The following is a 25,671-nucleotide window of genomic DNA, read 5'->3' as shown; positions in this document are numbered from 1 at the left end:
TCTCCCGGGGCTTTTCAAATTCATCTATCGATTACTGTTTGATGTAATCGATGCTGGAGCAGAAGATGCCGCCCTTACAGCCGGTGAGCTTGATAGTGGTGGCATTCTTAAGTTCAACAATGGCCTTTGCACCACCACCGTTGAGCGAGATATTGCCTTCCCACTTGTTCGGGCCAGTCTGCTTGCCCTGCACAACCTGCTGATTCACGAACTTCAGGTTTTCAGGGGTACGCGAGTCGCCCTGAATATCGTTCAGCGTACCGCACAGGTCGGTGCCACTACCGCAAAGCTTGAATGTGAAGCTCGTGCCCCACTTATCAACCCAGGTCCCGTTCGGCGAAGCGTCCTGAGCAAAGGCTGGCGCAGCAAACAAAGCTGCAAACGAAGCGGCGGCAATAATGGTCTTCAGCATCATTAAGTAATGCTCCTTATCAAAACGCGCCTAATTGAAGGCACGTGCGTGTATCGTTCAAGCCCTTGATGGAAGAAACGTGGGTACATCGTTATCGGTTGCTAAATTTACCGACGGAAGGTTCCTGCGACTTCGATGTGAGTGGACCAAGCGAACTGATCTACTGCTATTAGCTCACTGAGAATGAACCCGGCCTGAACAAGCGTTTTTGCGTCCCGAGCAAAAGTTTTCGGATCGCAGGCGACCATCACCACGTTCTTCACCTTCGACTTTACCAGCTCTTTGATCTGCGCTTCAGCACCAGCCCGAGGCGGATCGAGAACGACTGTTTCGAAGTTGAGCTCGAACTGGGTAAGTGGGTCGCGGAAAAGATCTCGCACCTTGCTGGTGACAGCCTTCAACCCCTTGGTGAAACGTGTGGCCTTTGCGAGCGCAAGGGTTGCGGCCTTATCGCTATCGGCGGCGTAAACCGGCGCCTTTTCGGCCAGACGCAGGGCAAATGGACCAATCCCGCAGAAAAGGTCGGCCACGGACTTGGACTTGCCAACTGCGGCGATGACATAGCTGGCCAGAACGTCTTCGGCCTGTGCAGTCGCTTGGAGGAAGCTACCAATCGGCAGATCAACTTCCGAGCGTCCCATCGTGATCGTTGGCTGCTGGCGCACGGAAACCATGTCGCCATCAATGGAGAGACGCGCCAGACGCAGTTGGGCGGCCAATGGCACGAGCGTCTCCAACTTCAAGCCCTTTGGGGCCTTGCGGATGTGCACGTCTAGTCCCGTGCTGGTCGCTGTAAAGCTGACATCGCATTCCCCGATAGACGCCGCCAAAATCTGCGCGATCTTGGGAGCATGAACGAGAGCAGGCACAAGGATCGGGCATTTTTCGATGTTGAGCAGTTCATGCGAGCGAATGCGCATATAGCCAGCAGCATTCTTGCGAGCATGAAGCGTCGCCCGACGGCGTCCCTCGCCATGCGCGATGTGGAAAGCCTCAACCTTGTGCTCAAGACCGGCGTGTTGGAGCGCTGTCTCCACCAAGCCAATTTTGAATGCCTTATAAGCATCAGGCGAAAGATGCTGGATCTGGCAGCCCCCGCACTCACCGAAATAGGGGCAGAAGGGTTCAATACGATCAGCTGAAGCGGTCGTGACTGTTTGCAGCTGCCCGCGCTCACCCTCGTGCTCAATGACAACCTCTTCACCCGGCAGGGTGAAGGGCACATAAACACGCTGGCCATCAATGCTGGTGACGCCTTCGCCCCGCTGTCCGAGGGTTTCGATGGTGACGGTGGTGGACATGGGCGAACTCAACTCTTGTATCGGGTCTGGCTGGGGCACCAGATAGCCAGAAGCCCGACGATTACTCATCGGGCTTCTGGCTTGCTGCTAATTGTTTATCTCAGGACTGAGCCCTAAGAAATATCAAACCTGCTGAACGGCCTCTACGCCGGGAACAAAGTGGCGCAGGAGATTTTCAATGCCGTTCTTTAGGGTAGCCGTGGAAGAAGGGCAACCCGAGCACGCGCCCTGCATATGGAGGAACACGGTGCCTTCTTTGTAGCCCTTAAAAATGATGTCGCCGCCATCCATCGCCACAGCAGGACGGACGCGGGTCGCCAACAATTCCTTGATGACTTCGACCATTTCCTTGTCTTCTTCTTCGAAGAATTCTTCGACTTCGTCGAAGTTGAGCGGCGCTTCAACGCCTTCGGCGATAACCGGCTTGCCCGACAGGAAATGATCCATGATCACGCCAAGAATAGCTGGCTTGATATGGGCCCAATTGGTTTCGTCCTTGGTGACCGAGATAAAGTCCGAACCAAGGAAAACGCCGGTAACGCCAGAGATTGCGAACAGGCCGGTCGCGAGCGGGGAGGCCGTCGCGGCATCGGCGTCGCGGAAATCGCGTGGCTCACCGGTGAGCACATCCCGCCCAGGCAAAAACTTCAGAGTTGCCGGGTTCGGCGTGGCTTCAGTCTGGATGAACATGGATGCTGCTCGTAAATTAGAATGCTTCTAAAATAGCTATTTCGGCGGCGAATGCAAGGGTCTTACAAGCTGCATTTGCGACAGAGCGTCACGATTGCGCGGACAACCATGCAGCGCTAGAGACATAACATGATCCGCTTATTCAGATATATCGGCGTCTTTGAGGGTATTACAACCCTCGCGCTGTTTTGCGTCGCCATGCCAGCAAAATACTGGTTCGGCTATCCCGACCTTATTTCCCCGGCTGGCCGCATCCACGGCCTCGCCTTCGTTCTCTACATCGTCGCTATGGTGTTTTGCCTTTGGGGCAAGGGCTTTACGCCGGTGGAATGGGCGCGAACCACCATTGCTTCGTTCTTCCCCTTCGGGACATTCCTCAATGACCCATTCTTGAAGCGCAAACAAAAGGCGGCCGAGGCCGCCTAAGTCTTCAACACACAGCGATCACTTCCTCGTCGGTCATGTGACCGGGAACGATGGTCAGTGGGATTGGGAGCACATTGGCGCGCGCCGCAAAATGCGTCGCCAATGGCCCCGGACCATCTGAAGAGTTGGAGGCCGCGAGCACAAGGATAGCAATATCCTTATCGCGAGCGATGACCTCTTCAATCTGCTCAGGGCCATTGCCCTCGCGGATCACGGATTCCGTACGGACATCGCCAATTTCGCGAATACGCGCCAGACGCAAGTCGAGGTTCCGCTCAGCTTGCTCCACCGCCTCCGCGCGCAAAACGTCTTCCACCCCCAAGCCGATAAACTCGGGGGAGGGAATGACGGTCATGAGCACCACGGTGCCGCCGGTGCGTTTGACGCGATAGGCCGCGAAAGTCAGCGCGCGTTCGCATTCTTCCGTCTCGTCGATGACAACCAGAAATTTGCGTTTGTACTCAACTTCAGCGACCATGAGCGCCTCCGATTAGCGGATAAAGCCAACGATGTTGCGGACGTCCTTCATGGTCGCCTCAGCGATCGCGCCAGCGCGTTCGCCACCATCGCGCAGAATCGCATCAATGGTCGCTGGATCGTCGAGCAGACGACGCATTTCATTGTTCATTGGCGCGAGAACGGAAACCGCGAGCTCGGCCAGAGCTGGCTTGAACTTACCCCAGCCGGCACCACCATATTCGGCGATCACTTCGGCCTTGGTCTTGTCACTGAGTGCAGCATAGATGCCGACGAGATTGTCCGCTTCAGGACGACCCGCTAGGCCTTCAACGTCTGTCGGCAGCTCGGCCGGGTCCGTGGTCGCCTTCTTGATCTTTTTCGAGATCGCATCGGCGTCATCGAGCAGCGAGATGCGCGACTGATCGGACGGGTCCGACTTGCTCATCTTCTTGGTGCCGTCACGCAGCGACATAATGCGGGTCGCCGGACCGGCAATCAGTGGCTCGGTGATGGGGAAGAATTCGCCGTCAACATTAGCCGCGCCGGTTTCAGCAATGGACTTGGCATAGTCATTGTTGAATTTTGCCGCGATGTCGCGAGTAAGCTCAAGGTGCTGCTTCTGGTCGTCGCCAACCGGCACTTCCGTCGCCTTATAGAGCAGAATGTCTGCGGCCATGAGCGAAGGATAGGCGAGAAGGCCCAGCGAGACTGCTTCGGAATTCTTACCGGCCTTATCCTTGAACTGGGTCATGCGGTTCATCCAACCGATGCGCGCGACGCAGTTAAAGATCCAAGCCAGTTCAGCATGCTGAACGACCTGAGACTGGTTGAAAATGATCGACTTCTTCGGGTCGATCCCGGCAGCGATGAAAGCCGCAGCCACTTCACGCGTCGCGCGGCGCAGCGCATCAGGCTCCTGCCAGACCGTGATGGCGTGCATATCAACCACGCAATAGATGGTTTCGTGCGTATGCTGCAGGGGCACAAAACGGCGAATGGCGCCGAGATAATTGCCCAAGTGCAGATCACCGGAAGGCTGGATGCCAGAAAAAACGCGGGGGCTAAAATTCATGATGTCCTTCAACCCAAGACGGGAAATTTGAGGACCGTTTTATACGGCCCGACAGAAGATGAAAACCAATTAGCGACGTTTGAACCGTCGCAAAAGCTGACCGAGGCGTTGTGTGCCTGTGATGTGTATGAGTGTGAAATAGAGCACGACACCGAACGTGATCAAAATTGCGAGCACACCCGCCTGTATCCAGAAGGGGGAGCCAATCCCCAAAAGGCCCCGACCTTGGTCGGCGAGAATGAACAGGCCACCACCCATGATGGCGCTGACCAGCAGGATCGACACTTGACCACGCCATTGGGCCCAACTGGGCCTGAAGTGCCCACGATATGCCAAGGTGACGCCCATTAAGGCCACATTGGCCCAGGCGGAGACACTGGTCGCCAAGGCGATGCCAAGGTGTTTTAAGCTTGGGAATAGCAGCAGCGAAATCCCAATATTGAGCACCACACTCACCAGCGCAAACACGGTCGGTGTGACCGTATCCTCGCGCGCAAAGAACCCTGGCTGGAGGATGCGGATGAGCACAAAGGCGGGGAGCCCGATAGCAAAACCAATAAGCGCTTCAGTGGTATAGAGCGTATCCATCGCACCAAATTGCCCACGTTCAAACAGCACGCGGACAATTGGCTCCCCCAGCGCGACCAGCGCAAAGGCCGCCGGCATTGTGAGCAGCATGGAGATAAAGAGGGCTTGGTCTTGAGAGGCCCGCGCTTCAGTTTCGCGACCACCTTTGAGGTGGCGGCTCAACTCCGGCAAAAGCACAGTGCCAATGGCGATGCCAATGATACCGAGCGGCAATTGATAGAGACGATCGGCGAAATTGAGGATCGAAATAGTGTTCTCACCGCCCGAGGCGATGATCGTCCCGACGAAAATATTGATCTGGGTAATGCCCCCGGCGAGGATCGCCGGAACAGCCAGAACCCAGAACCGGCGCACATCTGCATCAAAGCGCGGCAGGCGCAGCTTGGGCTTCATGCCAGTGCGCTGGATTGCGCCCCACACCAAAATAAGCTGGGCAACGCCGCCGAGCATGGTCGCAAGGGCCACCCAAAGTGTCGCCTGTTGCGGCGCTTGCACGAAGAATGTGGCGAGCGGGATGAGGGCGGCGATATTGACGAGATTGAGCAGAACCGGCGCAAAAGCCGAAGCAAAATAGCGGTTTAGCGTATTTAGGATCGCGCTATAGGCCGCCATCAGCGACATGCAGGCGAGATAGGGGAACATGATCCGGGTCAACAAAACCGTCAGATCGAATTTTTCTTTATCGCCGACAAAGCCCGGCACAAACAGTGCCATCAGCTGGGGCATGAAAACTTCGGCCAAGATGGTGACGATGATCAGTGCCACCACCAGCCAGCTCATGATCCGCGAGGCCAGTTCCTTGGCCCCGGCGTTGCCTTGCGTTTCAAGCGCGCCCGAGAACATCGGCACAAAGGCGGTGTTAAACGCGCCTTCGGCAAATAAGCGTCGGAACAGATTGGGGAAGCGGAAGGCGGCATAAAAGGCGTCCGCGGCCGGGCCAACTCCCAAGACCACCGCCATCAACATGTCCCGCGCGAGGCCGGCCACGCGCGAGATTAATGTCATAGAACCGACAGAGACGAAGTTGCGAAATAGGCTCATGCGCGTCCTCGACGCTTAGCCATTGCTTGGCTTCTTCGCGTCCGGTGTTTCGAAAACGGCAAGAAGAGAATCGTGGATTTTCTTCTGGCGCTGTTTCACGTGAATCTTCTGGCCCGTCAGGTCAGTGACATAGAAAACGTCGACCGCTTTTTCCCCATAGGTGCCGATATGAGCCGACCCAATGGTCAGGCTCAGATCGGATATCTCGCGGGTCAAAGCATAGAGCAGACCAATGCGATCGAGACCGGCCACTTCAATAACGGTGAACTTTTCCGAGATGGCATTGGACACCGAGACCTGAGCGGGCAGGGCGAAAGGTTTGAGACGCTTGTTGTGGCGACTTTCCTTGCCCAGATCGATGGTCACCTGACGCTGGCCCTGCAGCAATTGCTTGACCGTATCGATAATTCGAGTGGCGCGAACCTTTTCGTCCTCATCGGAGGTGAACGAACGACGAAGGCGGAAAGTGTCGATGGCGCGGCCGTCACGGGTCGAGAATATCTGCGCCCCAATAATCGACGCATCCTGCATAGTGCAGGCACCCGCGATGAGCGAGAGCAGGCGCGGATGGTCGGGCGTATAAAAGCTCACCTCGGTGATGCTCTCAAACGCCTTCACCCGGATCGACCCAGCAAAGGGGTTACCCGACTGATCGGCATTGCGGATCATCCGCGCGTGCTCGATCTGCAATTCTGGTTCAGCACGGAGCCAATAGTGGTCGTAGTGACGACCGATATAGGCGTCGACGTCTTCAGCAGGCCAGGCCGACAACGCCTCTTTCAAGGCGTATTTCGCCTGATTGACGCGATCCGATTGACTGACTTGCGAATGACCGCCCGACAGTAGGGGTTCGGTCGCGTAATAAAGCGCCCGCAGCAACGAGCCTTTCCAACCCGTCCACGTGCCAGGACCCACAGCGCGAATATCGCAAGCGGTAAGGATCATCAGCAGGGCCAGACGCTGTGGCGATTGCACGATTTCTGCAAATGCCTTGGCAGTTTCAGGATCCTGAATATCGCGCGCCTGCGCAATCTCGCTCATCACCAAATGGTTTTCGACCAGCCAAGCGACAGTATCTGTTTCGGCTGGGGTCAGGCCGAAGCGTGGGCACAGTTTTTTCGCGATCCGCGCACCAGCGATGGAGTGATCTTCCGGGCGTCCCTTGGCGATGTCATGAAGGAACAGCGCCACAAAAAGCAGCTTGGTGTCGTTGAGCTGCGGCAGCAACTCATGAGTCAGCGGCAATTCAGTGCGCATACCGCCATTGGCGATATCCGCCATAATCCCAACCGAGCGGATCAAATGCTCATCCACCGTATAGTGGTGATACATATTGAACTGCATCAGGGCGACGATCTTGCCGAAATCGGGCACAAACCTGCCCAGAACGCCGCTCTCATTCATCTGCCGCAGCATGCGCTCGACATAGGTGGAGCTGGTGAGAACAGTCAGGAAAAAGGCATTTGCCTTCTGATCATTGCGCAGCTTGTTGTCGATGAGATGGAGAGAGTCGCGAATAACCTTGATGGCGTCAGGGTGGAACAGCAGTTCCTCGCGCCCGGCGACCATGAACATGCGAATGAGATTGACTGGGTCTTTTTCAAACACATCGGCGGCAGCGATATTGAGACGCCCGGTGTCGATGACGAAATCGGCTTCGCCCTTGATCTTGCTCTTGCCCTTACGGAAAGGCGAGAGCATGCGGCCAACCACGTCCATGTCTTTAACGTGATGGAATTCGAGACTGGCGCAAATGATACGGGTGAGATCACCGACGTCTTTGGCCACAAGGAAATAGCGCTTCATGAAGCGCTCAACCCCTAGCATCCCAAGACGCTGCTCATAGCCCATGCGGCGCGCCAGATCGGGCTGCACGTCAAAGGTCAGCTTTTCGTCAGCACGACCGGTGATGTAGTGAAGGTGGCAGCGCACTGCCCAAAGGAAATCTTCAGCGCGAGAGAAGTGGCGATATTCCGCAGCGCTGAGAACTTTTTTGTCCACCAGCTCCTGGCTGGTTTTGACCTGATAGAAATATTTGCCGATCCAGAAGAGGGTATTGAGATCGCGTAAGCCCCCTTTACCGTCTTTGATATTGGGCTCAACCACATAGCGAGTATTGCCCATTTGTCGGTGGCGCTCATCGCGCTCGGCCATTTTGGCAGCGATGAATTCCGGGCCGGTCTTCGGCATGATCTCGGTTTCAAAACGCGAGACCAGTTGCGAGAACAGCTCTTTATCTCCGGTCACATAGCGGGATTCGAGCGTCGCGGTGCGCACCGTCATATCGGCGCGAGCCATGCGAATACACTCATCCACCGAGCGCACGGCGTGGCCAACTTTTTGACCCAAATCCCAGAGCATGTAGAGCACATATTCTGTGACCTGCTCGCCCCAAGGGGTTTGCTTATAGGGCAGGATAAACAGCAGATCGATGTCCGAACCCGGCGCCAGCGTGCCACGGCCATAGCCGCCAACAGCCGAGAGCGCGATGGCTTCAGCGCCAGAAGGGTTATCGACCGGATAAACGCGCATTGTTGCGAAGGAATAGACCGCTCGGATGATCTCATCCTGCGCAGCCGAAAGGTTTTGCGCGCAGCGCGTCCCCTTGCCGGTGGCGATTAGGTCGACCTCGGCGGCCTTGCGGGCGGTCTGGAGCGTCTGACGAATATGGGCCAGAACCAGCGCGCGAGCCCTGGGCGAGCCAGCGGCCTCGTCGCCCACGATACTATCGAGTTCGGCAAGAATGGTCGGCGCGGTTTTGAGCGCGAACTGTGGCTTTTTGGGCCGGGCCTCAGTTTCGGCGAGCGTCATCGCGGAGTTTCTTCAAGTGATACAGAGCCTCTATAGCCTGGCGCGGGGTCATTTCATCCGGCCGGACCGCGTCGAGTGCCTCGTGCACAGCGTCTGTTCGGACTGGAACCGGAACAGGCTGATGCGCGAAGAGCGGCAAATCGTCTAGCACGCTCGCCTTGTCGCTGGAAGAGGCCGTACCGGAGGATCGTTTCTCAAGTATGTCTAGGACTTGCTTAGCACGATAGATGACAGGTTCAGGCAGACCGGCAAGGCGCGCAACCTGAATGCCATAGGATCGGTCGGCAGCGCCGGGGCCAACTTCGTGCAGGAAGACAACTTCGCCCTCCCATTCACGCACCTTCATGGTGACATTGGCAACACGCGAGAGCGTCTTGGCCAAAGAGGTCAGCTCATGGAAATGGGTGGCAAACAAAGCGCGGCAACCGGTGGTTTCATGCAAGGCCTCAACCGCCGCCCAAGCGATGGAAAGACCATCGAAGGTCGCTGTGCCACGGCCAATTTCGTCGAGCACCACCAGCGAACGGCGGGTCGCGCGATTAAGAATAGCCGCGGTTTCGACCATTTCGACCATGAAGGTCGAGCGGCCGTGAGCGATATCGTCAGAGGCGCCGACGCGAGAGAACAGGCGATCAACGACGCCGATATGGGCGCTATCCGCAGGGACAAAGCAGCCCATCTGTGCGAGAATGGCGATCAGGGCGTTTTGACGGAGGAAGGTCGACTTACCGCCCATATTCGGGCCAGTGACGAGCCAAAGACCACCGCCACCTGTTTCTTCCGAACCAGATAGATCGGCGTTGTTGGCGACAAAACTATGCCCTTCGGCCTTCACCATCAGTTCCACAACCGGATGGCGCCCGCCTTCAATAGCAAAGGCTAGGCTGTCGTCGACCAAGGGACGATGATAGCCGCGCGTTGCCGAGACTTCCGCCAAAGCCGCTGTGACGTCCAGTTCGGCGAGGGCATCGGCCAGATCCTGCAAAGCAGTCGTGTGGCTCAAGACACTTTCACGCAGATGCGCAAAAATCGCATGCTCGATTTCGAGCGCAGCGCCCTGCGCCTGCGAGATACGGCCCTCAAGTTCCGCCAGCTCGGTCGTCGTAAAGCGCATGGCATTGGCCATGGTCTGGCGATGGATGAAAACCTCGCGATGCGGCGGCTCCAGCAGCTTCTGACCATGGGCGGCCGGGACTTCAACAAAGAAGCCCAGAACGCCATTGTGCTTGATCTTGAGCGAGCGGACGTCGGTCTCGTCCATGAGGCGCGCCTGCAGAGCGGCGACAACCTCGCGGGTTTCGCGGCTCAGAGCCCGTTCTTCATCCAGACGCGGATCGTAATGGGGCCGCACAAAGCCCCCATCGCGCGCCAAAAGTGGCAGATCATCGTCCAGCGCCAGCGAAAGGTTCAGCGCCATGTCGCGTGGGGCAGCGCCGAGAACGGCCTGCAAACGCGACAGGATCGGGGGTAGGTCATCATGTGCGGCCAATTGCGCCGCCACATCGAGCGCTGCCGACACGGCTTTGCCAATGGACGCCAGATCACGCGGACCACCGCGCTCCAGTGTCAAACGCGAGAGCGCGCGCGCCACATCGGGCGCAGCCTTCAAATCCTGACGCAACCGCGTCCGCAGCAACGTGTCATCGAACAGACGCTCCACTGCATCGAGACGCTCATTGATCGGCTCAGACTTGCTCAGCGGCGCGGCCAGTCGATTGGACAGCAGACGCGCGCCGGGCGCGGTGACGGTCAGGTCAATGCTTTGGCGCAGTGACCCTTTGGCCTGGCCACGTTGGGTTTGCAGGATTTCGAGCGATGAGCGGGTCGCCGCATCGATGCTCAATGTCAGCTCATTGGCGCCACTCACCGGCGGGCGCAGCGCCGTGGCGCGACCCTTCTGGCTTTCAAGCGCATACCCCACCAAAGCGCCAACGGCGCTGCGAGATGCGCGCGATAAAGCAGAGGGATCAAAAACCGACGGGTCGAACACTTTTCGCAGCGCTGCAAAGGCGTTTTCGCTGTCAGCCAATTCTGGCGCCAGAGAAGACGCAATCGCGGCCCAGGCCGGCGCGAACAAATGCCGCTCGACGAGTGCCGCGCGCGTCGCATCGGTCAGTAGCAATTCGGCCGGAGCGATCCGGGCCATTTCGTCCGAAAGCTGTTCAGCCGTCAGGTCGGAAACAAAGGTTTCGCCAGTTGAAATATCGGCCCAAGCGAGCGCAAAGTCGGTGTCGCCGTGACGGACCATGGAGAGCGCTGCCAAATAATTGGCGGATCGCGCGTCGAGATGGTCATCTTCGGTCAGCGTCCCAGGGGTAACAAGGCGCACAACGCCCCGCTTCACCACAGATTTCGAGCCGCGCTTTTTGGCTTCCGCCGGGTCTTCCATTTGCTCACAAATGGCGACGCGGTGTCCGAGCCGGATCAGCTTATTGAGATAATCATTGGCAGCGTGGATCGGCACGCCGCACATGGAAATATCTTCGCCCAAGTGCTTGCCGCGCTTGGTGAGCACGATGCCCAAGGCCGCACTGGCGATCTCGGCGTCTTCAAAGAAGAGCTCATAGAAATCGCCCATGCGATAGAACAGCAAATAGCCCGGATTGGCCGATTTGATTTCAAAGAACTGGGCCATCATGGGCGTCAGTCCAGATGCGGCGCTCAGTGTTGCGTCTGGCGAAATTTGGTCCATGAGCTCGGGAGATTGGGGCGCTAGTCGGAAGTGCCGAGCTTAGGCAATTCACGGCACTCTGCCAACCGGCAGAGCACCCGTTTTCCGTGCGTTTATCGCTTTATCGAATGAGCGAGGTCTGTGGGACCAGCTTGCGATAAAGGTGCCACGTGGCGTGGCCCAGAATAGGCAGTACCACCGCAAGCCCAACGAACAGCAGGGCAGAGCCGATAAACACGGCCGCGCCAACGATTAGCCCCCAAGCCAACATTGGCCCAATGTTCTTCAGCACGGCGCGGACAGAGGTTTCAATGGCCACATAGGCGCCGACATCGCGATCGATGAGCAGCGGGAAGGCGATGACACTGGTGCACAGCACCGCAAGAGCAAATAGCGCGCCCACGCCCGTGCCCATAACCAGCAGGCTCATCCCGTCCGGCGAGCCGAAGACTTGCGCGAACAGACCATCTAAAGTGCGCGGCGCGACGGAGCCGAAAATGCTTTGATAAATCGACTGCGCGGCGGTGAGCCAGAGAGTGAACAGCACGAGCAGCATGACGCCAACCACGACGATACTGCCAATGGCAGGTGAGCGAATGACACGGAAGGCATCGCGCCAACTGGGTCGGCGCCCCTCTTCGCGCTGCTTGGAGATTTCGTAAAGCGGCAGCGCCGCTACCGGACCGAGAAGGGCGAAACCGCCGATGAGTGGATAAAGGAGGGGCCAGGTCTGATAGCCATTCATCCACACGGTGAGCACAATACCGATGACCGGGTAGATCAGTGCCAAGAGCAGATAATGACTGGGCTTGGCCCAAAAATCCGCAGCCCCTTTGCTGAGGGCATCGCCAAGGTCCGCATAAGAAATTTTCGCGATTGCCGGCAGATCGAGCTTTTCGCCCACACCGGACATGAGATGAATTCGGGCCATAGTCGTCCTCCTTCCAACAATGGAAGTCGCGTGACCCGCGTGGCGCTGCCTCAAGCGCGATACGCAGAACCTGCGACCGCTAAAGAGCTCAGACTACGCCCAAAGCCGGAGGCTGTCGCCCCCGGCTCCAGAACTTGTGATTATGCCTTGGCCAGCGCCTGATCGATGTCGGCGATGATGTCGTCGATGTGCTCGATGCCCACCGATATACGGACCAAATCTTCCGACACACCGGCCTTAGCCAGTTCTTCTGGCGAGAGCTGACGGTGCGTGGTGGAGGCCGGATGGCAAGCGAGCGACTTGGCATCGCCAATGTTGACGAGGCGCAAGATCAACTGCAGGGCGTCGATAAATCGCCCGCCAGATTCCTTCCCACCGTCGATGCCGAAGGACAAAATGCCCGAGCCCGAGCCCTTGGAAATCTTCTGCGCAACGGCATGGTAAGGGCTGTCCTCAAGCCCGGCATAATTCACCCACTTTACCTTTGGATGGCTCTTGAGGTGCTTTGCCACCTTGAGCGCATTTTCAGAGTGGCGCTCGATACGCAGACCAAGCGTTTCCAGACCCTGCAAAATCAAGAAGGCATTGTGAGGGGAGATCGCAGCACCAGTGTTGCGCAGCGGAGCAACGCGAGCACGACCGATATAGGCTGCTGGCCCCAAAGCCTCAGTGTAGACCACACCGTGATAGGACGGATCGGGCTCATTAAGAATTGGGAAGCGCTTGGCGTTGGCCTTCCAATCAAACTTGCCGCTGTCGACAATCGCGCCACCAATGGCAACACCGTGGCCGCCGATGTATTTGGTCAACGAGTGCACAACTATGTCCGCGCCGAAATCGAATGGGCGTGTCAGATAGGGGGTCGCGACAGTGTTATCGACGATCACTGGCACGCCATGGCGATGGGCGATCTCGGCGATCTTTTGAATGTCGACGACATTGCCCGCTGGATTGCCGATGGATTCGAGGAAAATCGCCTTGGTCTTGTCGTCGATAGCCTTTTCAAAGCCTTCGTAATCGTCATGGCTGACAAGACGGGTTTCAATCCCCTGACGCGGGAAAGCGTGAACGAAGAGATTGTATGTGCCGCCATAGAGCTGGGAGACCGAAACAATATTGTCGCCGACACCAGCAATGGTCTGAATGGCATAGGTGATGGCAGCCATGCCCGAGGCAAGCGCCAGTGCTGCGATCCCGCCTTCGAGCTCAGCCACACGCGCTTCGAGCACGGCCTGAGTCGGGTTCATGATGCGGGTGTAGATATTGCCCGGAACCTTCAGATCGAACAGATCAGCGCCATGCTGGGTATTGTCGAAGGTATAGGAGGTCGTCTGATAGATCGGCACGGCAGCGGACTTCGTCGTCGCTTCAGAGGTATAGCCGTGGTGCAGGGCAATAGTTTCGGGCTTCATAGTCTTCTCCCTAAGAACGGATGAGAAGACTCTGACAACACCAGAAAAATAACAAGGCGCGAAAGAGACAAGTCGTTCTCCTCCGCGCCCTGTTCGAGAGAAATAAAGCGCTTAACTTACCGCATCGAGCTTATAACGATCCAAGGACCCGTGCTGCGGCGTGTAAGTGAAGTAGTCGAAATCCGCTGGCGAGGCCGTGCCGTTCAAGTCATTAGCGGCAACGCCAACGAAGGCGCCAGTGAAGCTGCCGTGTGCCTGGTGACCACCACATTCATCGGACAGCAAGGACGCGTCGAACACCGGCCCAATGGCCTGCAATTCTTGGCCCTCAAGCGCGTAGTAAAACTGCAGGTCACGATTGCGAACGGTGAGCTTGAGCCGGACCTTGCCGCCATTAGGGATTTGCACAGGGGCCGCAGGGAATTTGAGCTTGCCATCTGGCCAGCTCATTTCCGAAGTCATCAGCAGCAGTTCGCGTTGACCATCCGAATGGGCCGTCACGGCGAGATAGAAGAAATTGTAGCGGCTATAATAGGCCGTCAGCCCGGCCATGGTGCGTTCGTCCGTGGCGGCAAAATCGACGAGCGTTTCCGCGTCATAGGAAAAATGCGTCTGGCGGCGGGCGACCAATGATTGCTCAAACCACGAGCCAATCGACTCGCGACCAAACAGACGCAACTTGCCGTTTTCAGTTGTGAAAATGCGCTCGGTTTCCGGCGTGCGGAGCCACTGGAAATCCTTGTGCAGACCATTTTCAAAGCTATAGCGCTGCTCCGCCCAATATTTGTCCTCGTCGCGCGTGCCCGGCACGTCCGCCTCAAGCGAGGGGACCGGCCCGTTCTTAACATAGAGCCAGTCGTCCTCGCCCCAATAGCATTCCTGAATTGAGGTTTCGCGGCCGAGAACGCAGCGGCGTTCTTGCGTGGTCGGGCGACCGCCGAGGTGAACGAGATAGGTTTTGCCGTCAGGCGTATCCACGAGATCACCATGACCGGCGCGCTGGATGGCGGCAAAGGGCGAGTCTTTTGAGGTCAGAATATGCTTGTCGGGATGGGTTTCATATTGCCCATCCAGCGTGCGCGAGCGCGCAAAAGTGCAGGCATGGTCATAGGCCGTGCCGCCTTCAGCAGTGAGCAAATAATACCAGCCGTTGCGCTTATAAAGATGCGGGCCTTCGACCAGTTTAAGGTCTGTGCCCTGATAGATATTGGTGATCGGGCCAACGAGCTTTCCGGCCACCGGATCAAACTCTTGCAGCATGATGCCCGCAAAAAGCAGCGGGCGGACGCGATGGTCCCAGGCCATGTTGACGAACCACTTCCGGCCATCGTCGTCATGGAACAGCGAGGGGTCAAAGCCCGAGGAATTGGTATAGACCGGGTCTGACCACGGGCCTTCAATATTATCCGCCCAGACGATGTAGTTATGGGCGTCCTTGAACGAGCCGTCTTTGCGCTTCACATCGGTGTAAACCAGCCAAAAACGCTCGCCGTCATGGCTCAGGCACGGCGCCCACACGCCACAGCTATCTGGGTCGCCACGCATATCGAGCTGGGCCTTGCGGGTCAGCGGACGCGTCACCAGCTCCCAATTGGCCAGATCCTTTGAGTGGTGGATCTGCACGCCGGGGAACCATTCAAACGTGGACGTGGCAATATAGTAGTCGTCGCCGACGCGAAGGATCGACGGGTCCGGATTAAAACCGGGAAGAATGGGATTGGTGATCTGTGGCATCGTTAAATCCTAGACCGACAGCGTCATGCGATATGGGACGAAGCCGGTCTGGCTGGCCAGTCGATCATAGAGCTGCATAGCGGTCGTATTGGTTTTGTGGGTGGTCCAATAGAGCTGCGCGCAGGGTCTGGCCCGCGCGATTGTCGCGACATGTTCGATCAGTGCACGACCATGGCCGCCACCACGCCCTTCGGGCATGACGTACAAATCCTGCAAATAGCAATTGTCGGCGACCGCCCAATTGGTGCGATGATATAGCCAGTGAACGAGGCCAATAGGCTGGCCGTCCTGGAGCGCGAGCGCGCCCCAGGTTGGCTCGTTAGGATCGAGAAGGCGCGACCACGTCGAGGCAAAAACCTCTTGCGGCAGAACCGTTTCGTAGAACTGCAAATAGGCAGTCCACAATTGGGTCCACACCCGATGGTCGCTCTGTTCGATCGCCCGGATCATCAGACGAACCGATTGACTAGATTTTCGAGATATTCTTGGCGGCCAGAGCGCGGCTGAGGATTGATGCTTTGTGCGTCAACCTTGCCGGCAATGTCAGCCAGCGACAGCTTTCCAGCCAGAATATCCTTGCCCAAGCCATTGTCCCAACCGGCGTAGCGGTCATCGAGCAGCTTATCGAATTCGCCATCTGCGATCAGGGCAGCTGCGCCCTTGAGGCCACGAGCCAAGGTGTCGAGACCCAAAATATGACCGTGCAACAAATCTGCTGGGTCGAGCGACTGGCGGCGCACTTTGGCGTCGAAATTGAAGCCGCCCTTGCCAAGACCACCCTGCTTGAGAATGTAGTAGAAGGCGAGGGCCATTTCCCCGGCATTGTTCGGGAAGTGGTCGGTATCCCAGCCAGACTGCAAGTCATTGCGGTTGGCGTCGACCGAGCCAAGCTGGCCCAGCGAGGAGGCCACAGCCAATTCATGCTCGAAGGAGTGACCGGCGAGGAAAGCGTGGCCAACTTCGATGTTGCACTTCACCTTCTTGTCGAGGCCATATTTCTGGAGGAAGCCGAACACCGTTGCGACGTCAAAGTCGTACTGGTGCTTGGACGGTTCTTGTGGCTTGGGTTCGATGAGGATCTGACCGGTAAAGCCGATCTTTTCGGCATGCTCGATAACCAGCGTCAGGAAGCGGGCCATCTGGTCCTGTTCCTGGCCGATCTTGGTGTTGAGCAGGGTTTCGTAGCCTTCGCGGCCGCCCCAAAGCACATAGTTTTCGCCGCCCAGTTCATGGGTCAACTCGAGTACGGCCTTCACCTGACCGGCAGCATAGGCGAAAATTTCTGGATCTGGATTGGTCGCAGCACCCGCCATATAGCGACGGTTAGAGAAGAGATTGGCAGTGCCCCACAGGAGCTTCTTGCCCGAGCTCTGCATCTTGCTGGCAATGAGATCGCCGATAATGCGCAGGTTCTTATTACTCTCCGCTAGAGTTGCGCCTTCTGGTGCCACATCCACGTCGTGGAAGGCAAAAAAGGGCACGTCGATGAGATTAAAGAACTCAAACGCAACTTCGGTCTTGAGCTTTGCGCCTTCGAGGCCCTTATCGAACCAAGGACGATCAAAAGTACGGCCGCCAAAGGGGTCGCCGCCTTCCTGCGCGAACGTGTGCCAATAGGCGATGGCCGGGCGGATGTGATCTTCCATCCGCTTGCCAGCAACAAGCTCGTCCTTATTGTAATGACGGTAAGCGAGCGGGTTCTTGCTCTCTGGACCTTCGAATTTAACTTGGCTCAGACCCTGGAAAAAGTCGGTCACTGGCGTATCTCCTCAATAGCCGGGAATAGGGCGCGGTAGCGCTCGTATTGTTCTGAATAAGCAGCCGACAGCTTTGTGTCGGGTGCGATAACTGTTTTGACGGGCGGCATGGTCATCACCTCTGCAGGTGAGGCGCCGATTGCCGCACAAAGGCCCAGACGGGCAGCGCCCAATGCCCCACCGAAATCACCGTCCGCGGGTAGGGCGATTTCCATGTTGAGATTGGTGGCGAGTAATTTGAGCCAAAGCGCGGATCTGGTGCCGCCACCCACGGCCAGAAGCCGCGAGATGTTTGTGCCCGCATCCGCCAAAACGCGCTGACTATCGCGCATGGCGAAAGCGACGCCTTCCATGACGGCTTGCGCCATTTGCGCTGTATCGCTCGATTGGCTGAGGCCAACAAACGAGCCTCGCGCCTTAGGCGCATTGTGCGGCGTCCGTTCGCCGGAGAGGTAAGGCAGGAAGATTTCTTCGCCCGGACCGTTGAACTGTGCCTCCGCTTCGCCAGCCAGCTCCGCCTGCTTTTTGCCGGTGATGCGGGCGAGCCAATTGAGCGAGTCGGTCGCCGAAAGGACGACACCCATCTGGTGCCAAGTATTTGGTATCGCGTGGCAAAACGCGTGTACGGCCCCATTGGTGTTCGGGCTGAACTTGGCGTTCGAGACGAACAACACGCCCGAAGTACCCAGCGAGACAAAACCTTCGCCGGGACGAATAGCGCCGATCCCGCAAGCAGCAGCAGCATTGTCGCCTGCGCCACCAGCAACGATCACTGGCCCCGTCATGCCCCAACGCGCGGCGAATTCAGCGTTGAGCTGACCCGAGCTTTCTGAGCCTTCGACCAGACGCGGCATGTGTTCACGCGTGAGACCTGTCACGGCGAGCAGTTCATCAGACCAATCGCGTTTTGCGACGTCGAGCCAGAGCGTTCCAGCGGCATCGGACATGTCCTCGACATGCTCGCCGGTCAGCAGCAAGCGCACATAGGCCTTAGGCAAAAGAACCTTTTTGAGCTTTTTGAAGATCTCTGGCTCATGCTTGCGCACCCAAGCAATCTTAGGCGCAGTGAAGCCTGCCATGGCGATATTGCCAGCAACATCGCGCAGACTGGGCAGGGCCGCTTCCATTTCCGCGCATTCAGCGGCCGAGCGACCGTCATTCCACAAAATGCAGGGGCGCAGAACTTCGTCATTGGCCCCCAAGAGGGTCGCGCCGTGCATATGACCAGAAAGGCCGATGCCCTTCACCGCCGCCAAAGCCTGCGGATGGGACGCGTGAAGCTTGTCGATCGCGGCAAGCGTTGCCGCCCACCAATCCTGCGGGTTTTGTTCCGACCAACCGGGATGGGGACGGGTCGGCTCCACGGCCGCAGCCGTCGCTTCGCCCAGCGCTTTCCCGGACGCGTCGATCAACAGCGCTTTTACGCCGGAAGTGCCGATATCAATGCCAAGAAAGGTCATGAGGCACGTACCTCAGAAGCAATCAACAAAAACATCCCAACTCCCAATGCTCCGTTTTTGGAGCGCACCGCTGACATCGATAGCGCTATCTAGCGCAAATTATCGCGAAGGAAAATCGCTAATTCAATAGACTCGCTCTGTACAGGTCGAGCACCCGACAAGGTTAGGCTGCGCGCAGCGGCAATAACTTCACGAATCTCACCATCAGGGTTCTGATCCAGAACCACATCGATAGTTCCACCCATGAGCCCCAAACGTGTTGGCCCGGTCAGTTCGTGGGTGATCACTTTGATATCACCACCGCGACCGGAAGCCTCTAGCGCAGCGACCAGACCAGCATTGCCTGCACCCAAATTGTAAATGCCGGCAAGTCCCTCATTTTCTTTGATAAGTTCTGCGACATAGGCTTGCGTTAAGCTGCGCTCATCATGGCCTTCTTTGGGGCCAATAAGTTCGATGTGTGCAAACTCGGATGCGATCACACTCCGAAACCCTTCGAGACGATCCAGGTGATCGCGCAGGTGGAGCGAGCCCGCCATAACCCCAACCTTGCCCCCTTGGGGCAGGAAGCGCCCCATGAGCGAGGCTGCCGTGCGTCCAGCCGCAACATTATCGACGCCGATGAAATTCCGCCGCGCCGACAAGGGCAGGTCAGAAACCAGCGTAATGACACTAATGCCGCGACGATGAGCGCCATCTATTGCCGCGATCACCTCAGGTTCATCGCCCGAAACGACAATGGCATAGTCGGTGGTTTTGGGATCGAGCCTATCCAAGCGCTCCGCCAAACCAACCGCGTCAAACGCTTTAATGCGCACCAACTCGAGATGAATTCTGTCCGATTGGGCAGAGAGAACACGCCGCGACACAGCGTCGGCAAGGCTCTCCATAAACTCATTGGTGCTTTCAGGGATGAAGAAAACGAGGTGCAGATCGCGCGCACGAGCCATTAGGGAAGCGTTGAGATCGCGGGTAAACCCGATCTCGGCAATAGCGTCTTCGACCTTCGTGGCTGTTGCCGCGCGCACCCCGGGGCGGCCATTAAGCACCCTGTCGACAGTCGCTAGAGAGACGCCAGCTGCACGAGCAACGTCATGTACAGTTGCTCGACGTTTCAAGCTTTCCTCTGACAAACTGCTTCCCCACACTGGCGTCTGCTTTTGCAGAGTTGTTGCGCGCCTAGCAAAGGTCAAGTGTCCCGTTGCGGTGAAGAGACAATAAAGCTAGACCCTTGTGCCAAAGTGGAGGACATTATGGGCGTAACCGTCTCACAATTCGGCGAAATCGGCGGCCAGAGGGTCGATCAGTTTCGCCTGACCAGCGATACCGGCGTCTCTGTCGATATTATCGGCTATGGCGTTTCTGTCCGCGATTGGCGCGTTCCAGTCAATGGGGGCGAGAGAAGCGTCGTTCTCGGATTCGATAATCTTGAGGCCTATCTGGACCATGGCGCCCATTTCGGCGCGATCGCGGGACGCGTCGCCAACCGGATTAAAGACGCCAGTTTCGAGCTCGATGGCACGACCTATCAACTCGCAGCCAATGTTGGCAAACTACAGCTGCACGGCGGCACCGATGGCTTGGGCCATCAGGTCTGGCAGGGCCAAGTTGATTCGTCGAACAACTCGGTTCGCTTCAGCCATTTCTCGCCCGATGGAGCCATGGGCTATCCGGGCAATGTGAATTTTTATGCGACCTATACGTTGATCGGAAACCGCCTGCGGTTGGAGCTTCGCGCCACCACGGACCGCAACACGCCGATCAGCCTCGTGCAGCACCAGTATTTCAATCTTGGCACGACCGACACGGTCCTCGACCACACCGTTCAGATTAACTCGAGCGCCTATACGATCCTGGGTGATGATCTGGCGCCAACCGGCGCCATTCTCCCCTCGCGCGGCACGATTTACGATCTCCGTAAGCCGCGCACCATGCGCGACGAAAAGGGCGCGGGGGTCGATTACGATATGGGGCTGGTGCTTGATAACGGTAGAAAATTCTCCGAACCGCTCGCAACCGTTGTTTCGCCAGACAAGGACCTCACCCTCAAATTGTGGTCGGATCGTCCGGGCGTGCAGTTCTACAATGCGGTATGGACCGACATGAAAATGCCGGGCCTTGAGGGCAAGATGTACGGCAAGCACTCTGGCTTCTGCCTAGAAGACCAGTGCCCAGCCGACGCGCTGCACAACCCGCATTTCCCCAATATCATTTGCGGTCCGGACAAGCCGTACAGCCACTGGTGCGAAATCGAAATTTCCTAACGCAGTGCTCTGCTGACAAGATTTGAGCGTTCCCTTCGTTACGCTCCTGAGCCACACTGCTCAGGAGCGGAATATGGGAACGCCTCTATGGATAAGACCGAGCGACTTTTCTCGATCATGGACGCCTTGCGGCGTCACCGTATGCCGGTTACTGCCGCTGCTTTGGCGCAGGAACAAAAAGTCTCTGTGCGCACGCTTTATCGCGACATCCAAACCCTTATTGGGCTGGGCGCCCCAATCGATGGCGAAGCGGGAATTGGCTACATGCTGAAACCCGGATTTTTCCTCCCACCGCTCATGTTCACGCCCGAAGAGCTAGAGGCACTCGTCCTCGGCGCACGCTGGGTCGAGGCGCAACCCGATGATGGCTTGGGTGCAGCCGCGCGCAATGCCTTGGCAAAAATTGCGACCGCGTCGCCGGATGATTTGCGCGATCGGATCAGCGACACCGCTCTTTGGCCCGTCGCCATTTGGGGCCAGAGAAAACCCGTGCCCGTGCTCGGCGATATTCGCCAAGCTGTGCGGCAGGAGCGCGCTGTCATCATCGACTACCAAGATGAGCAGGCGCGCGCGAGTTCAAGGACGATCTGGCCTGTCGGGCTCGCGTTTTACGAAGGAAAACAAACCATTGCAGCGTGGTGCCTGCTACGCAACGCCTTCCGAAACTTCCGCACGGATCGCATTGTCAGCCTTCAGCTCACCGAAGAACGCTACGGCAAGCGACGGGGTCAGCTCGAAAAGGAATGGCGCGCCTCGTGGGAGCACGATGTGAAGTACACCGAAGGGAACACCTGATGTTCCACGTGAATCACGGATTTGGAATTTTGGATTCACGTGAAACACGGCATTAGTTGAGCGAGCGCACCGGCCCTGGTGTCATCTCAATGACAGCGAAAATAACCAGTAAATGGAACGCGGTAAGTGCGAGCGCCGACACCGCAAAAAGCTGCTTTTGCGTTTTGTGCCGAAACAATTGCTGCCCGAGTAGCCCGCCCAGAATACCAAACGCTGTGTCCGCAAACAGCAGATGCAGCTCCCGGATACGTCTACGCCCCCCACGCGCAGATGATTTGTCGATGGCATAAAGCACCAGACTAACGAGCCCCATGCCGAAATACAGTGCGGCGACCCAGAAGGGCAGGCGGAACGTTACAAGGCCAAAGCAGAGCGCCAAGAGCAGCGCTGCGACGCAGAAATAGCGAAACTTGCTCGTCTGCTTTTTCGCCATTCAATTCGTCCTTATTGCCGGGCCTCAACTGGTAAGGCCAAAGCTTAAACAACTGCTTTGTATCGGCCTAAACGCTAACGTGTTTCAAAGATCAATCGATAGCTCAGCGCTTCGGCGATATGCGGACGAGAGACTTTTTCAGAACTAGCCAAATCAGCCAAGGTCCGCGCGACTTTGAGAACGCGGTGATAGGCGCGAGCCGAAAGATTGAACCGGTCTGCCGCTTGCAGCAGCAAGTTTTGACTTTCCCGATCAGGCTCAACAAGTCGCTAGATCAGCGTTGACGTGGCTGACGCATTGGTGAGGACCTCAGGGTGTCCAGCGGCGTCATAGCGTTGGCGCTGAAACTCTCTTGCCCGTGCCACACGGCTAGCCACAACGGCCGAAGACTCGGCCTCCCCGACGGCACCGATCATCTCGGCGGCCGATACGCTTGGCACATCAATGCGGATATCAATGCGATCCAGAAAAGGGCCAGAGATACGGGACTGTTCATTTGGGACTCCTTATGAGGTGTCTGTTGAAGAACAGATTGAGCGTAATCTCGAGCATCTGCACTGTTTTGGAGACGCGCTTTGTCCGCCGATTGAACCGCGCAAGATTGTCCCTGATTGAGGAATTGGAGGACTCAATCAGGTGGGTTTGCGCCTTTGTTTCCAGATGTGGCACGGTCACGCCATTGCGCTTGAAAGCGAGTGCGTAACAAGAGTTGGCATCGGTAAAGATGGCCCCGATCTCACCCACAGCCTGAAGGGCCAAGCGATAGGCCGTGATCGCACTTTCTACGCCTTTGTCACCGATGTGGTGGGCAACAACGCGGCGCTGTCTTCGGCTATAAACGGTCCAGATAACCGCTCGCTGCTGTTTTTTGGACGTAGGTATAGATCTCGTCCATCTCAATAATATCGGGCCCGCTCGCTGGCGTACCGCGCTGAGCCGCAATCCGCTCTTGCAAGATGTCGTGCTCCTTGCGGATCCATTTAAGGACCGCGGCTGGGGAGGCCGAAAGGACGCGCCCAATGGCCCGAATGCCGGTGCCGTTGAGATACATCTGAACGGCCTGCGCTTTTGTCTCAGCGCTGAATTTAGGGGCGCGATCAGTAAAGTACCGACCACACTGCTTACAGCTAAATCGCTGGTAACCCGCCTTGAGGCCGCGCTTGACCGTGGCAGTGCTAGAACAATCTGGACAATCCATCTCAAACCCTCCGGCAAATCACCCCCAAGCAATCAAACTAGAATCCCAAATGAGCAAGTTGTAAACAGTCCCCAGAGATACGGGCCTGGTAATCACCGGCACAGGCCGGGCCACGCTTACAAATATGACCCGGCGTTCCGGCGTAACCGCATTTACAGGGGTTCATAGCGGCAATGAGTTGGAAGCGACTAGGATAGGTGACGCGGGCATTTGCCCGGGCGATGACTGTTTCGCCGCTCTCCAGAGGCTGACGCAGACTATCCAAAACATTGGGCGCAAATTCAGGCAATTCATCCAAAAAGAGCACGCCATTATGGGCAAGGCTTACCTCTCCGGGTTTCACCCGCAAGCCGCCGCCAACAAGGGCTGCCATCGAGGCAGAGTGGTGCGGAGCGCGGAAGGGACGACGATCGGAGAGGACGCCGCCGACCAGCTCGCCGGAAATGGATTGGATCATGGAAATATCCAATAATTCTCGCGGACTAAGTGGCGGCAAAATAGAGGGTAGGCGGGCCGCCAGCATGGATTTTCCAGCACCGGGCGGCCCTACGAATAAAAGATTATGCCCCCCAGCCGCGGCCACTTCGAGGGCACGACGAGCGACAGCTTGTCCCCGCACATCGCTGAGATCGGGCAAATTGCTGCGCTCTTCTGATTGGCGGGCGGGTTTGGGCCGAGCCTGCAATTGATGGCCAACAAGGTGATTGGCCACCGCGAGGAGGCTATCGGCAGCAATAATATCAATGTCTTCGCCCGCCCAGGCCGCTTCGGGACCAGAGGCGGCGGGGCAAATAACGCCCATGCCCTTTTCACTGGCGGCAAGCGCGGCGGGCAAGATGCCACTGACATGAGAAATGCGGCCATCAAGCCCCAATTCCCCCAGGACCAGATAGCCATCGAGCGCATCGCTGGGGATCGCGCCCATAGCTGCCATCATCGCCAGCGCGATCGGCAAGTCGTAGTGACTACCCTCTTTGGGAAGATCAGCTGGGGCCAGATTGACCGTAATGCGCTTGGCGGGCAGACCAAGTCCCGAGGCAACGAGCGCCGCGCGGACACGCTCGCTGGCTTCTTTGACGGCCTTATCCGGCAGCCCGACCATGTAAATATGGTGTAAACCCGGCGCTATCTGAACCTGCACCTCAATCGGAACAGCTTCGATCCCCTGAAACGCCACGGTGCCAACGCGTGTCACCATAGGTATGTCCCCCTAGCCAAAGGCAGGCTAACAGAACGCAAAGAGAACGCAATATGGTCTATTAACCATGCGAACTGCCATATTGGTTACCCTAAAACTCCATTAACCCAGAAATGTTGAAACAAAGGCCAGCTTAAGTTGTGCGTAGCGTGTGCCTTCATTGATGAAACCGGTTTTGAAATCTCCCCGCCTCTCCACCCTTGCGAAAGGCGCTGTCTTCGCCCTCGTCGGCGTTGCATTGGCTGCTTGTGCTACTGGCGGTGGGCTCTATGGAGCCATTCCGGGCGACAACCGTCCGCATAAGGCCGTTGATCGAGCCCGCTCGATGCCGGTGCAGGGCATTGACGTCGCGCGCTATCAGGAAAACGTCGATTTCCCTCGCGCTCGCGGTGCTGGCATTCAATTCGTTTTCATGAAAGCAACCGAGGGCAAGGACTATCTTGACCCAGACTTCCGCGTGAACTGGCAGCGCGCCGCTCAGGCTGGCATGCCACGCGGCGCCTATCACTTTATGACATGGTGTTCGCTGGCCTCCGAGCAGGCCGCTTGGTTCGTTGCCAATGTGCCAGCAGACCCATCGGCACTGCCGCCGGTTCTAGACCTCGAATGGAACAATCACTCGAGCTGCAAGACCAAGCCGAGCAAGGCCGATGCCTTGGAAAAAATTCGTCTGATGCTGGATGTGATGGAGCGCCATAGCGGTAAGCTGCCGATCATCTACACTGACATGAACTTCCACCGCGACATTCTCGAAGGCGAGTACTTCCCCAATAGCTTCTGGCTGCGCTCCACCGCTGCCGAGCCGCATGAGCGCTATAAGAACCGTCCTTGGACCTTCTGGCAGTATACCCAGACCGGTCTTGTGGCCGGTGTGCGGGGCGAGGTGGATCGCAACGTCTTCTATGGTTCACAGAACGAATGGATGACCTTCCTGTCGACCGGCTGTGATCCACGCGCCATACCAGCGCTGCAGCAGACAGGCCGTTGCGGCTACGCCAAATAGCCAGGGTCAGCAAAT

Annotated in this window: 21 protein-coding genes and 2 pseudogenes; 4 read left to right on the top strand and 19 right to left on the bottom strand. The window is 57.4% G+C overall.

Annotated elements, in window-relative coordinates; translation table 11 throughout:
• Window positions 1-31 precede the first annotated feature (31 nt).
• The 3 genes from H4N61_RS17665 to H4N61_RS17655 form a co-directional block, all read right to left on the bottom strand.
• Window positions 32-415 carry a hypothetical protein gene (locus tag H4N61_RS17665; RefSeq protein WP_182394582.1) on the bottom strand — a complete coding sequence of 128 codons (384 nt, stop codon included), beginning with the start codon at window positions 413-415 and terminating at the stop codon, window positions 32-34.
• Between the two features lie 104 nt (window positions 416-519).
• Window positions 520-1,782: a methyltransferase gene (locus tag H4N61_RS17660; RefSeq protein ID WP_248306539.1), complete on the bottom strand. Its 1,263-nt coding sequence runs from the start codon at window positions 1,780-1,782 to the stop codon at window positions 520-522.
• A gap of 54 nt (window positions 1,783-1,836) precedes the next feature.
• A complete protein-coding gene (locus tag H4N61_RS17655; RefSeq protein ID WP_169194387.1) occupies window positions 1,837-2,403 on the bottom strand; it encodes a NifU family protein in 567 nt (188 codons plus the stop codon).
• A 129-nt stretch (window positions 2,404-2,532) separates the two neighbouring features.
• Here H4N61_RS17655 and H4N61_RS17650 point away from each other — a divergent pair, with 129 nt between their 5' ends.
• The gene (locus tag H4N61_RS17650; protein WP_169194388.1) at window positions 2,533-2,829 is read left to right on the top strand and encodes a DUF3817 domain-containing protein; all 297 of its coding nucleotides are present in this window, start codon (window positions 2,533-2,535) and stop codon (window positions 2,827-2,829) included.
• 4 nt (window positions 2,830-2,833) lie between these two features.
• Here the strand turns inward: H4N61_RS17650 and H4N61_RS17645 are convergent, their stop codons facing one another.
• From H4N61_RS17645 to H4N61_RS17590, 12 genes are all read right to left on the bottom strand, one after another.
• A complete protein-coding gene (locus tag H4N61_RS17645; protein ID WP_169194389.1) occupies window positions 2,834-3,307 on the bottom strand; it encodes a universal stress protein in 474 nt (157 codons plus the stop codon).
• Between the two features lie 12 nt (window positions 3,308-3,319).
• The gene (gene trpS, locus H4N61_RS17640; protein ID WP_182394581.1) at window positions 3,320-4,360 is read right to left on the bottom strand and encodes a tryptophan--tRNA ligase; all 1,041 of its coding nucleotides are present in this window, start codon (window positions 4,358-4,360) and stop codon (window positions 3,320-3,322) included.
• Window positions 4,361-4,429: 69 nt separating this feature from the next.
• Window positions 4,430-5,989 (bottom strand): murein biosynthesis integral membrane protein MurJ, encoded by a 1,560-nt coding sequence (gene murJ / locus H4N61_RS17635; RefSeq protein ID WP_182394580.1) that lies wholly within the window; start codon window positions 5,987-5,989, stop codon window positions 4,430-4,432.
• A gap of 15 nt (window positions 5,990-6,004) precedes the next feature.
• Entirely contained in the window at window positions 6,005-8,800 is a 2,796-nt protein-coding gene (locus H4N61_RS17630) for a [protein-PII] uridylyltransferase (protein WP_169194392.1), read from the bottom strand.
• Window positions 8,781-11,492 carry a DNA mismatch repair protein MutS gene (gene mutS / locus H4N61_RS17625; protein WP_248306538.1) on the bottom strand — a complete coding sequence of 904 codons (2,712 nt, stop codon included), beginning with the start codon at window positions 11,490-11,492 and terminating at the stop codon, window positions 8,781-8,783. The genes H4N61_RS17630 and mutS overlap by 20 nt, the downstream gene beginning before the upstream one ends.
• Before the next feature lie 100 nt (window positions 11,493-11,592).
• A complete protein-coding gene (locus H4N61_RS17620) occupies window positions 11,593-12,402 on the bottom strand; it encodes a DUF2189 domain-containing protein (RefSeq protein ID WP_169194393.1) in 810 nt (269 codons plus the stop codon).
• 140 nt (window positions 12,403-12,542) lie between these two features.
• A complete protein-coding gene (locus H4N61_RS17615; RefSeq protein ID WP_169194394.1) occupies window positions 12,543-13,814 on the bottom strand; it encodes an O-acetylhomoserine aminocarboxypropyltransferase/cysteine synthase family protein in 1,272 nt (423 codons plus the stop codon).
• Window positions 13,815-13,925: 111 nt separating this feature from the next.
• Window positions 13,926-15,548, bottom strand: a complete 1,623-nt coding sequence (locus H4N61_RS17610) for a glycoside hydrolase family 43 protein (protein WP_182394579.1) — start codon at window positions 15,546-15,548, stop codon at window positions 13,926-13,928.
• A 9-nt stretch (window positions 15,549-15,557) separates the two neighbouring features.
• On the bottom strand, window positions 15,558-15,998 hold the full coding sequence (locus H4N61_RS17605) for a GNAT family N-acetyltransferase (protein WP_169194396.1): 441 nt from the start codon (window positions 15,996-15,998) through the stop codon (window positions 15,558-15,560).
• Entirely contained in the window at window positions 15,998-17,305 is a 1,308-nt protein-coding gene (xylA, locus tag H4N61_RS17600; RefSeq protein ID WP_169194397.1) for a xylose isomerase, read from the bottom strand. The genes H4N61_RS17605 and xylA overlap by 1 nt, the downstream gene beginning before the upstream one ends.
• A complete protein-coding gene (xylB, locus tag H4N61_RS17595; protein ID WP_169194398.1) occupies window positions 17,302-18,765 on the bottom strand; it encodes a xylulokinase in 1,464 nt (487 codons plus the stop codon). Before xylB ends, xylA begins: the two co-directional genes overlap by 4 nt.
• Before the next feature lie 89 nt (window positions 18,766-18,854).
• Window positions 18,855-19,883 (bottom strand): LacI family DNA-binding transcriptional regulator, encoded by a 1,029-nt coding sequence (locus H4N61_RS17590; RefSeq protein ID WP_182394578.1) that lies wholly within the window; start codon window positions 19,881-19,883, stop codon window positions 18,855-18,857.
• Window positions 19,884-20,018: 135 nt separating this feature from the next.
• On the opposite strand from H4N61_RS17590, the gene H4N61_RS17585 reads away from it, so the two are divergent.
• Both H4N61_RS17585 and H4N61_RS17580 read left to right on the top strand, forming a co-directional pair.
• Window positions 20,019-21,029 (top strand): aldose epimerase family protein, encoded by a 1,011-nt coding sequence (locus tag H4N61_RS17585; RefSeq protein ID WP_169194400.1) that lies wholly within the window; start codon window positions 20,019-20,021, stop codon window positions 21,027-21,029.
• Window positions 21,030-21,116: 87 nt separating this feature from the next.
• Window positions 21,117-21,824, top strand: coding sequence for a YafY family protein (locus H4N61_RS17580; protein WP_182394577.1), 708 nt, complete (start codon window positions 21,117-21,119; stop codon window positions 21,822-21,824).
• Window positions 21,825-21,876: 52 nt separating this feature from the next.
• Here H4N61_RS17580 and H4N61_RS17575 read toward each other — a convergent pair whose 3' ends face one another.
• From H4N61_RS17575 to H4N61_RS17555, 4 genes and pseudogenes are all read right to left on the bottom strand, one after another.
• Window positions 21,877-22,257: a DUF1294 domain-containing protein gene (locus tag H4N61_RS17575; protein WP_169194402.1), complete on the bottom strand. Its 381-nt coding sequence runs from the start codon at window positions 22,255-22,257 to the stop codon at window positions 21,877-21,879.
• A gap of 74 nt (window positions 22,258-22,331) precedes the next feature.
• A pseudogene (locus H4N61_RS18415) lies at window positions 22,332-22,508 on the bottom strand (ATP-binding protein); the annotation flags it as partial.
• 581 nt (window positions 22,509-23,089) lie between these two features.
• Window positions 23,090-23,455 (bottom strand): IS1 family transposase, encoded by a 366-nt coding sequence (locus H4N61_RS17560; RefSeq protein WP_182394575.1) that lies wholly within the window; start codon window positions 23,453-23,455, stop codon window positions 23,090-23,092.
• Window positions 23,456-23,525: 70 nt separating this feature from the next.
• A pseudogene (locus tag H4N61_RS17555) lies at window positions 23,526-24,653 on the bottom strand (YifB family Mg chelatase-like AAA ATPase); the annotation flags it as partial.
• A 175-nt stretch (window positions 24,654-24,828) separates the two neighbouring features.
• Here H4N61_RS17555 and H4N61_RS17550 point away from each other — a divergent pair.
• A complete protein-coding gene (locus H4N61_RS17550) occupies window positions 24,829-25,656 on the top strand; it encodes a glycoside hydrolase family 25 protein (protein ID WP_248305894.1) in 828 nt (275 codons plus the stop codon).
• The last annotated feature ends 15 nt before the right edge of the window (window positions 25,657-25,671 follow it).

This window comes from Devosia sp. MC521, assembly GCF_014127105.1.
Taxonomy (GTDB): Bacteria; Pseudomonadota; Alphaproteobacteria; order Rhizobiales; family Devosiaceae; genus Devosia.
Note: the sequence above shows the minus strand (reverse complement) of the source record. Positions and strands in the feature narration are given on the sequence as shown.

Coding starts and splice junctions, on each gene's coding strand:
- H4N61_RS17665 (WP_182394582.1), bottom strand. CDS start 415: ATGATGCTGAAGACCATTATTGCCGCCGCTTCGTTTGCAGCTTTGTTT.
- H4N61_RS17660 (WP_248306539.1), bottom strand. CDS start 1,782: ATGAGTAATCGTCGGGCTTCTGGCTATCTGGTGCCCCAGCCAGACCCG.
- H4N61_RS17655 (WP_169194387.1), bottom strand. CDS start 2,403: ATGTTCATCCAGACTGAAGCCACGCCGAACCCGGCAACTCTGAAGTTT.
- H4N61_RS17650 (WP_169194388.1), top strand. CDS start 2,533: ATGATCCGCTTATTCAGATATATCGGCGTCTTTGAGGGTATTACAACC.
- H4N61_RS17645 (WP_169194389.1), bottom strand. CDS start 3,307: ATGGTCGCTGAAGTTGAGTACAAACGCAAATTTCTGGTTGTCATCGAC.
- trpS (WP_182394581.1), bottom strand. CDS start 4,360: ATGAATTTTAGCCCCCGCGTTTTTTCTGGCATCCAGCCTTCCGGTGAT.
- murJ (WP_182394580.1), bottom strand. CDS start 5,989: ATGAGCCTATTTCGCAACTTCGTCTCTGTCGGTTCTATGACATTAATC.
- H4N61_RS17630 (WP_169194392.1), bottom strand. CDS start 8,800: ATGACGCTCGCCGAAACTGAGGCCCGGCCCAAAAAGCCACAGTTCGCG.
- mutS (WP_248306538.1), bottom strand. CDS start 11,492: ATGGACCAAATTTCGCCAGACGCAACACTGAGCGCCGCATCTGGACTG.
- H4N61_RS17620 (WP_169194393.1), bottom strand. CDS start 12,402: ATGGCCCGAATTCATCTCATGTCCGGTGTGGGCGAAAAGCTCGATCTG.
- H4N61_RS17615 (WP_169194394.1), bottom strand. CDS start 13,814: ATGAAGCCCGAAACTATTGCCCTGCACCACGGCTATACCTCTGAAGCG.
- H4N61_RS17610 (WP_182394579.1), bottom strand. CDS start 15,548: ATGCCACAGATCACCAATCCCATTCTTCCCGGTTTTAATCCGGACCCG.
- H4N61_RS17605 (WP_169194396.1), bottom strand. CDS start 15,998: ATGATCCGGGCGATCGAACAGAGCGACCATCGGGTGTGGACCCAATTG.
- xylB (WP_169194398.1), bottom strand. CDS start 18,765: ATGACCTTTCTTGGCATTGATATCGGCACTTCCGGCGTAAAAGCGCTG.
- H4N61_RS17585 (WP_169194400.1), top strand. CDS start 20,019: ATGGGCGTAACCGTCTCACAATTCGGCGAAATCGGCGGCCAGAGGGTC.
- H4N61_RS17580 (WP_182394577.1), top strand. CDS start 21,117: ATGGATAAGACCGAGCGACTTTTCTCGATCATGGACGCCTTGCGGCGT.
- H4N61_RS17575 (WP_169194402.1), bottom strand. CDS start 22,257: ATGGCGAAAAAGCAGACGAGCAAGTTTCGCTATTTCTGCGTCGCAGCG.
- H4N61_RS17560 (WP_182394575.1), bottom strand. CDS start 23,455: ATGGATTGTCCAGATTGTTCTAGCACTGCCACGGTCAAGCGCGGCCTC.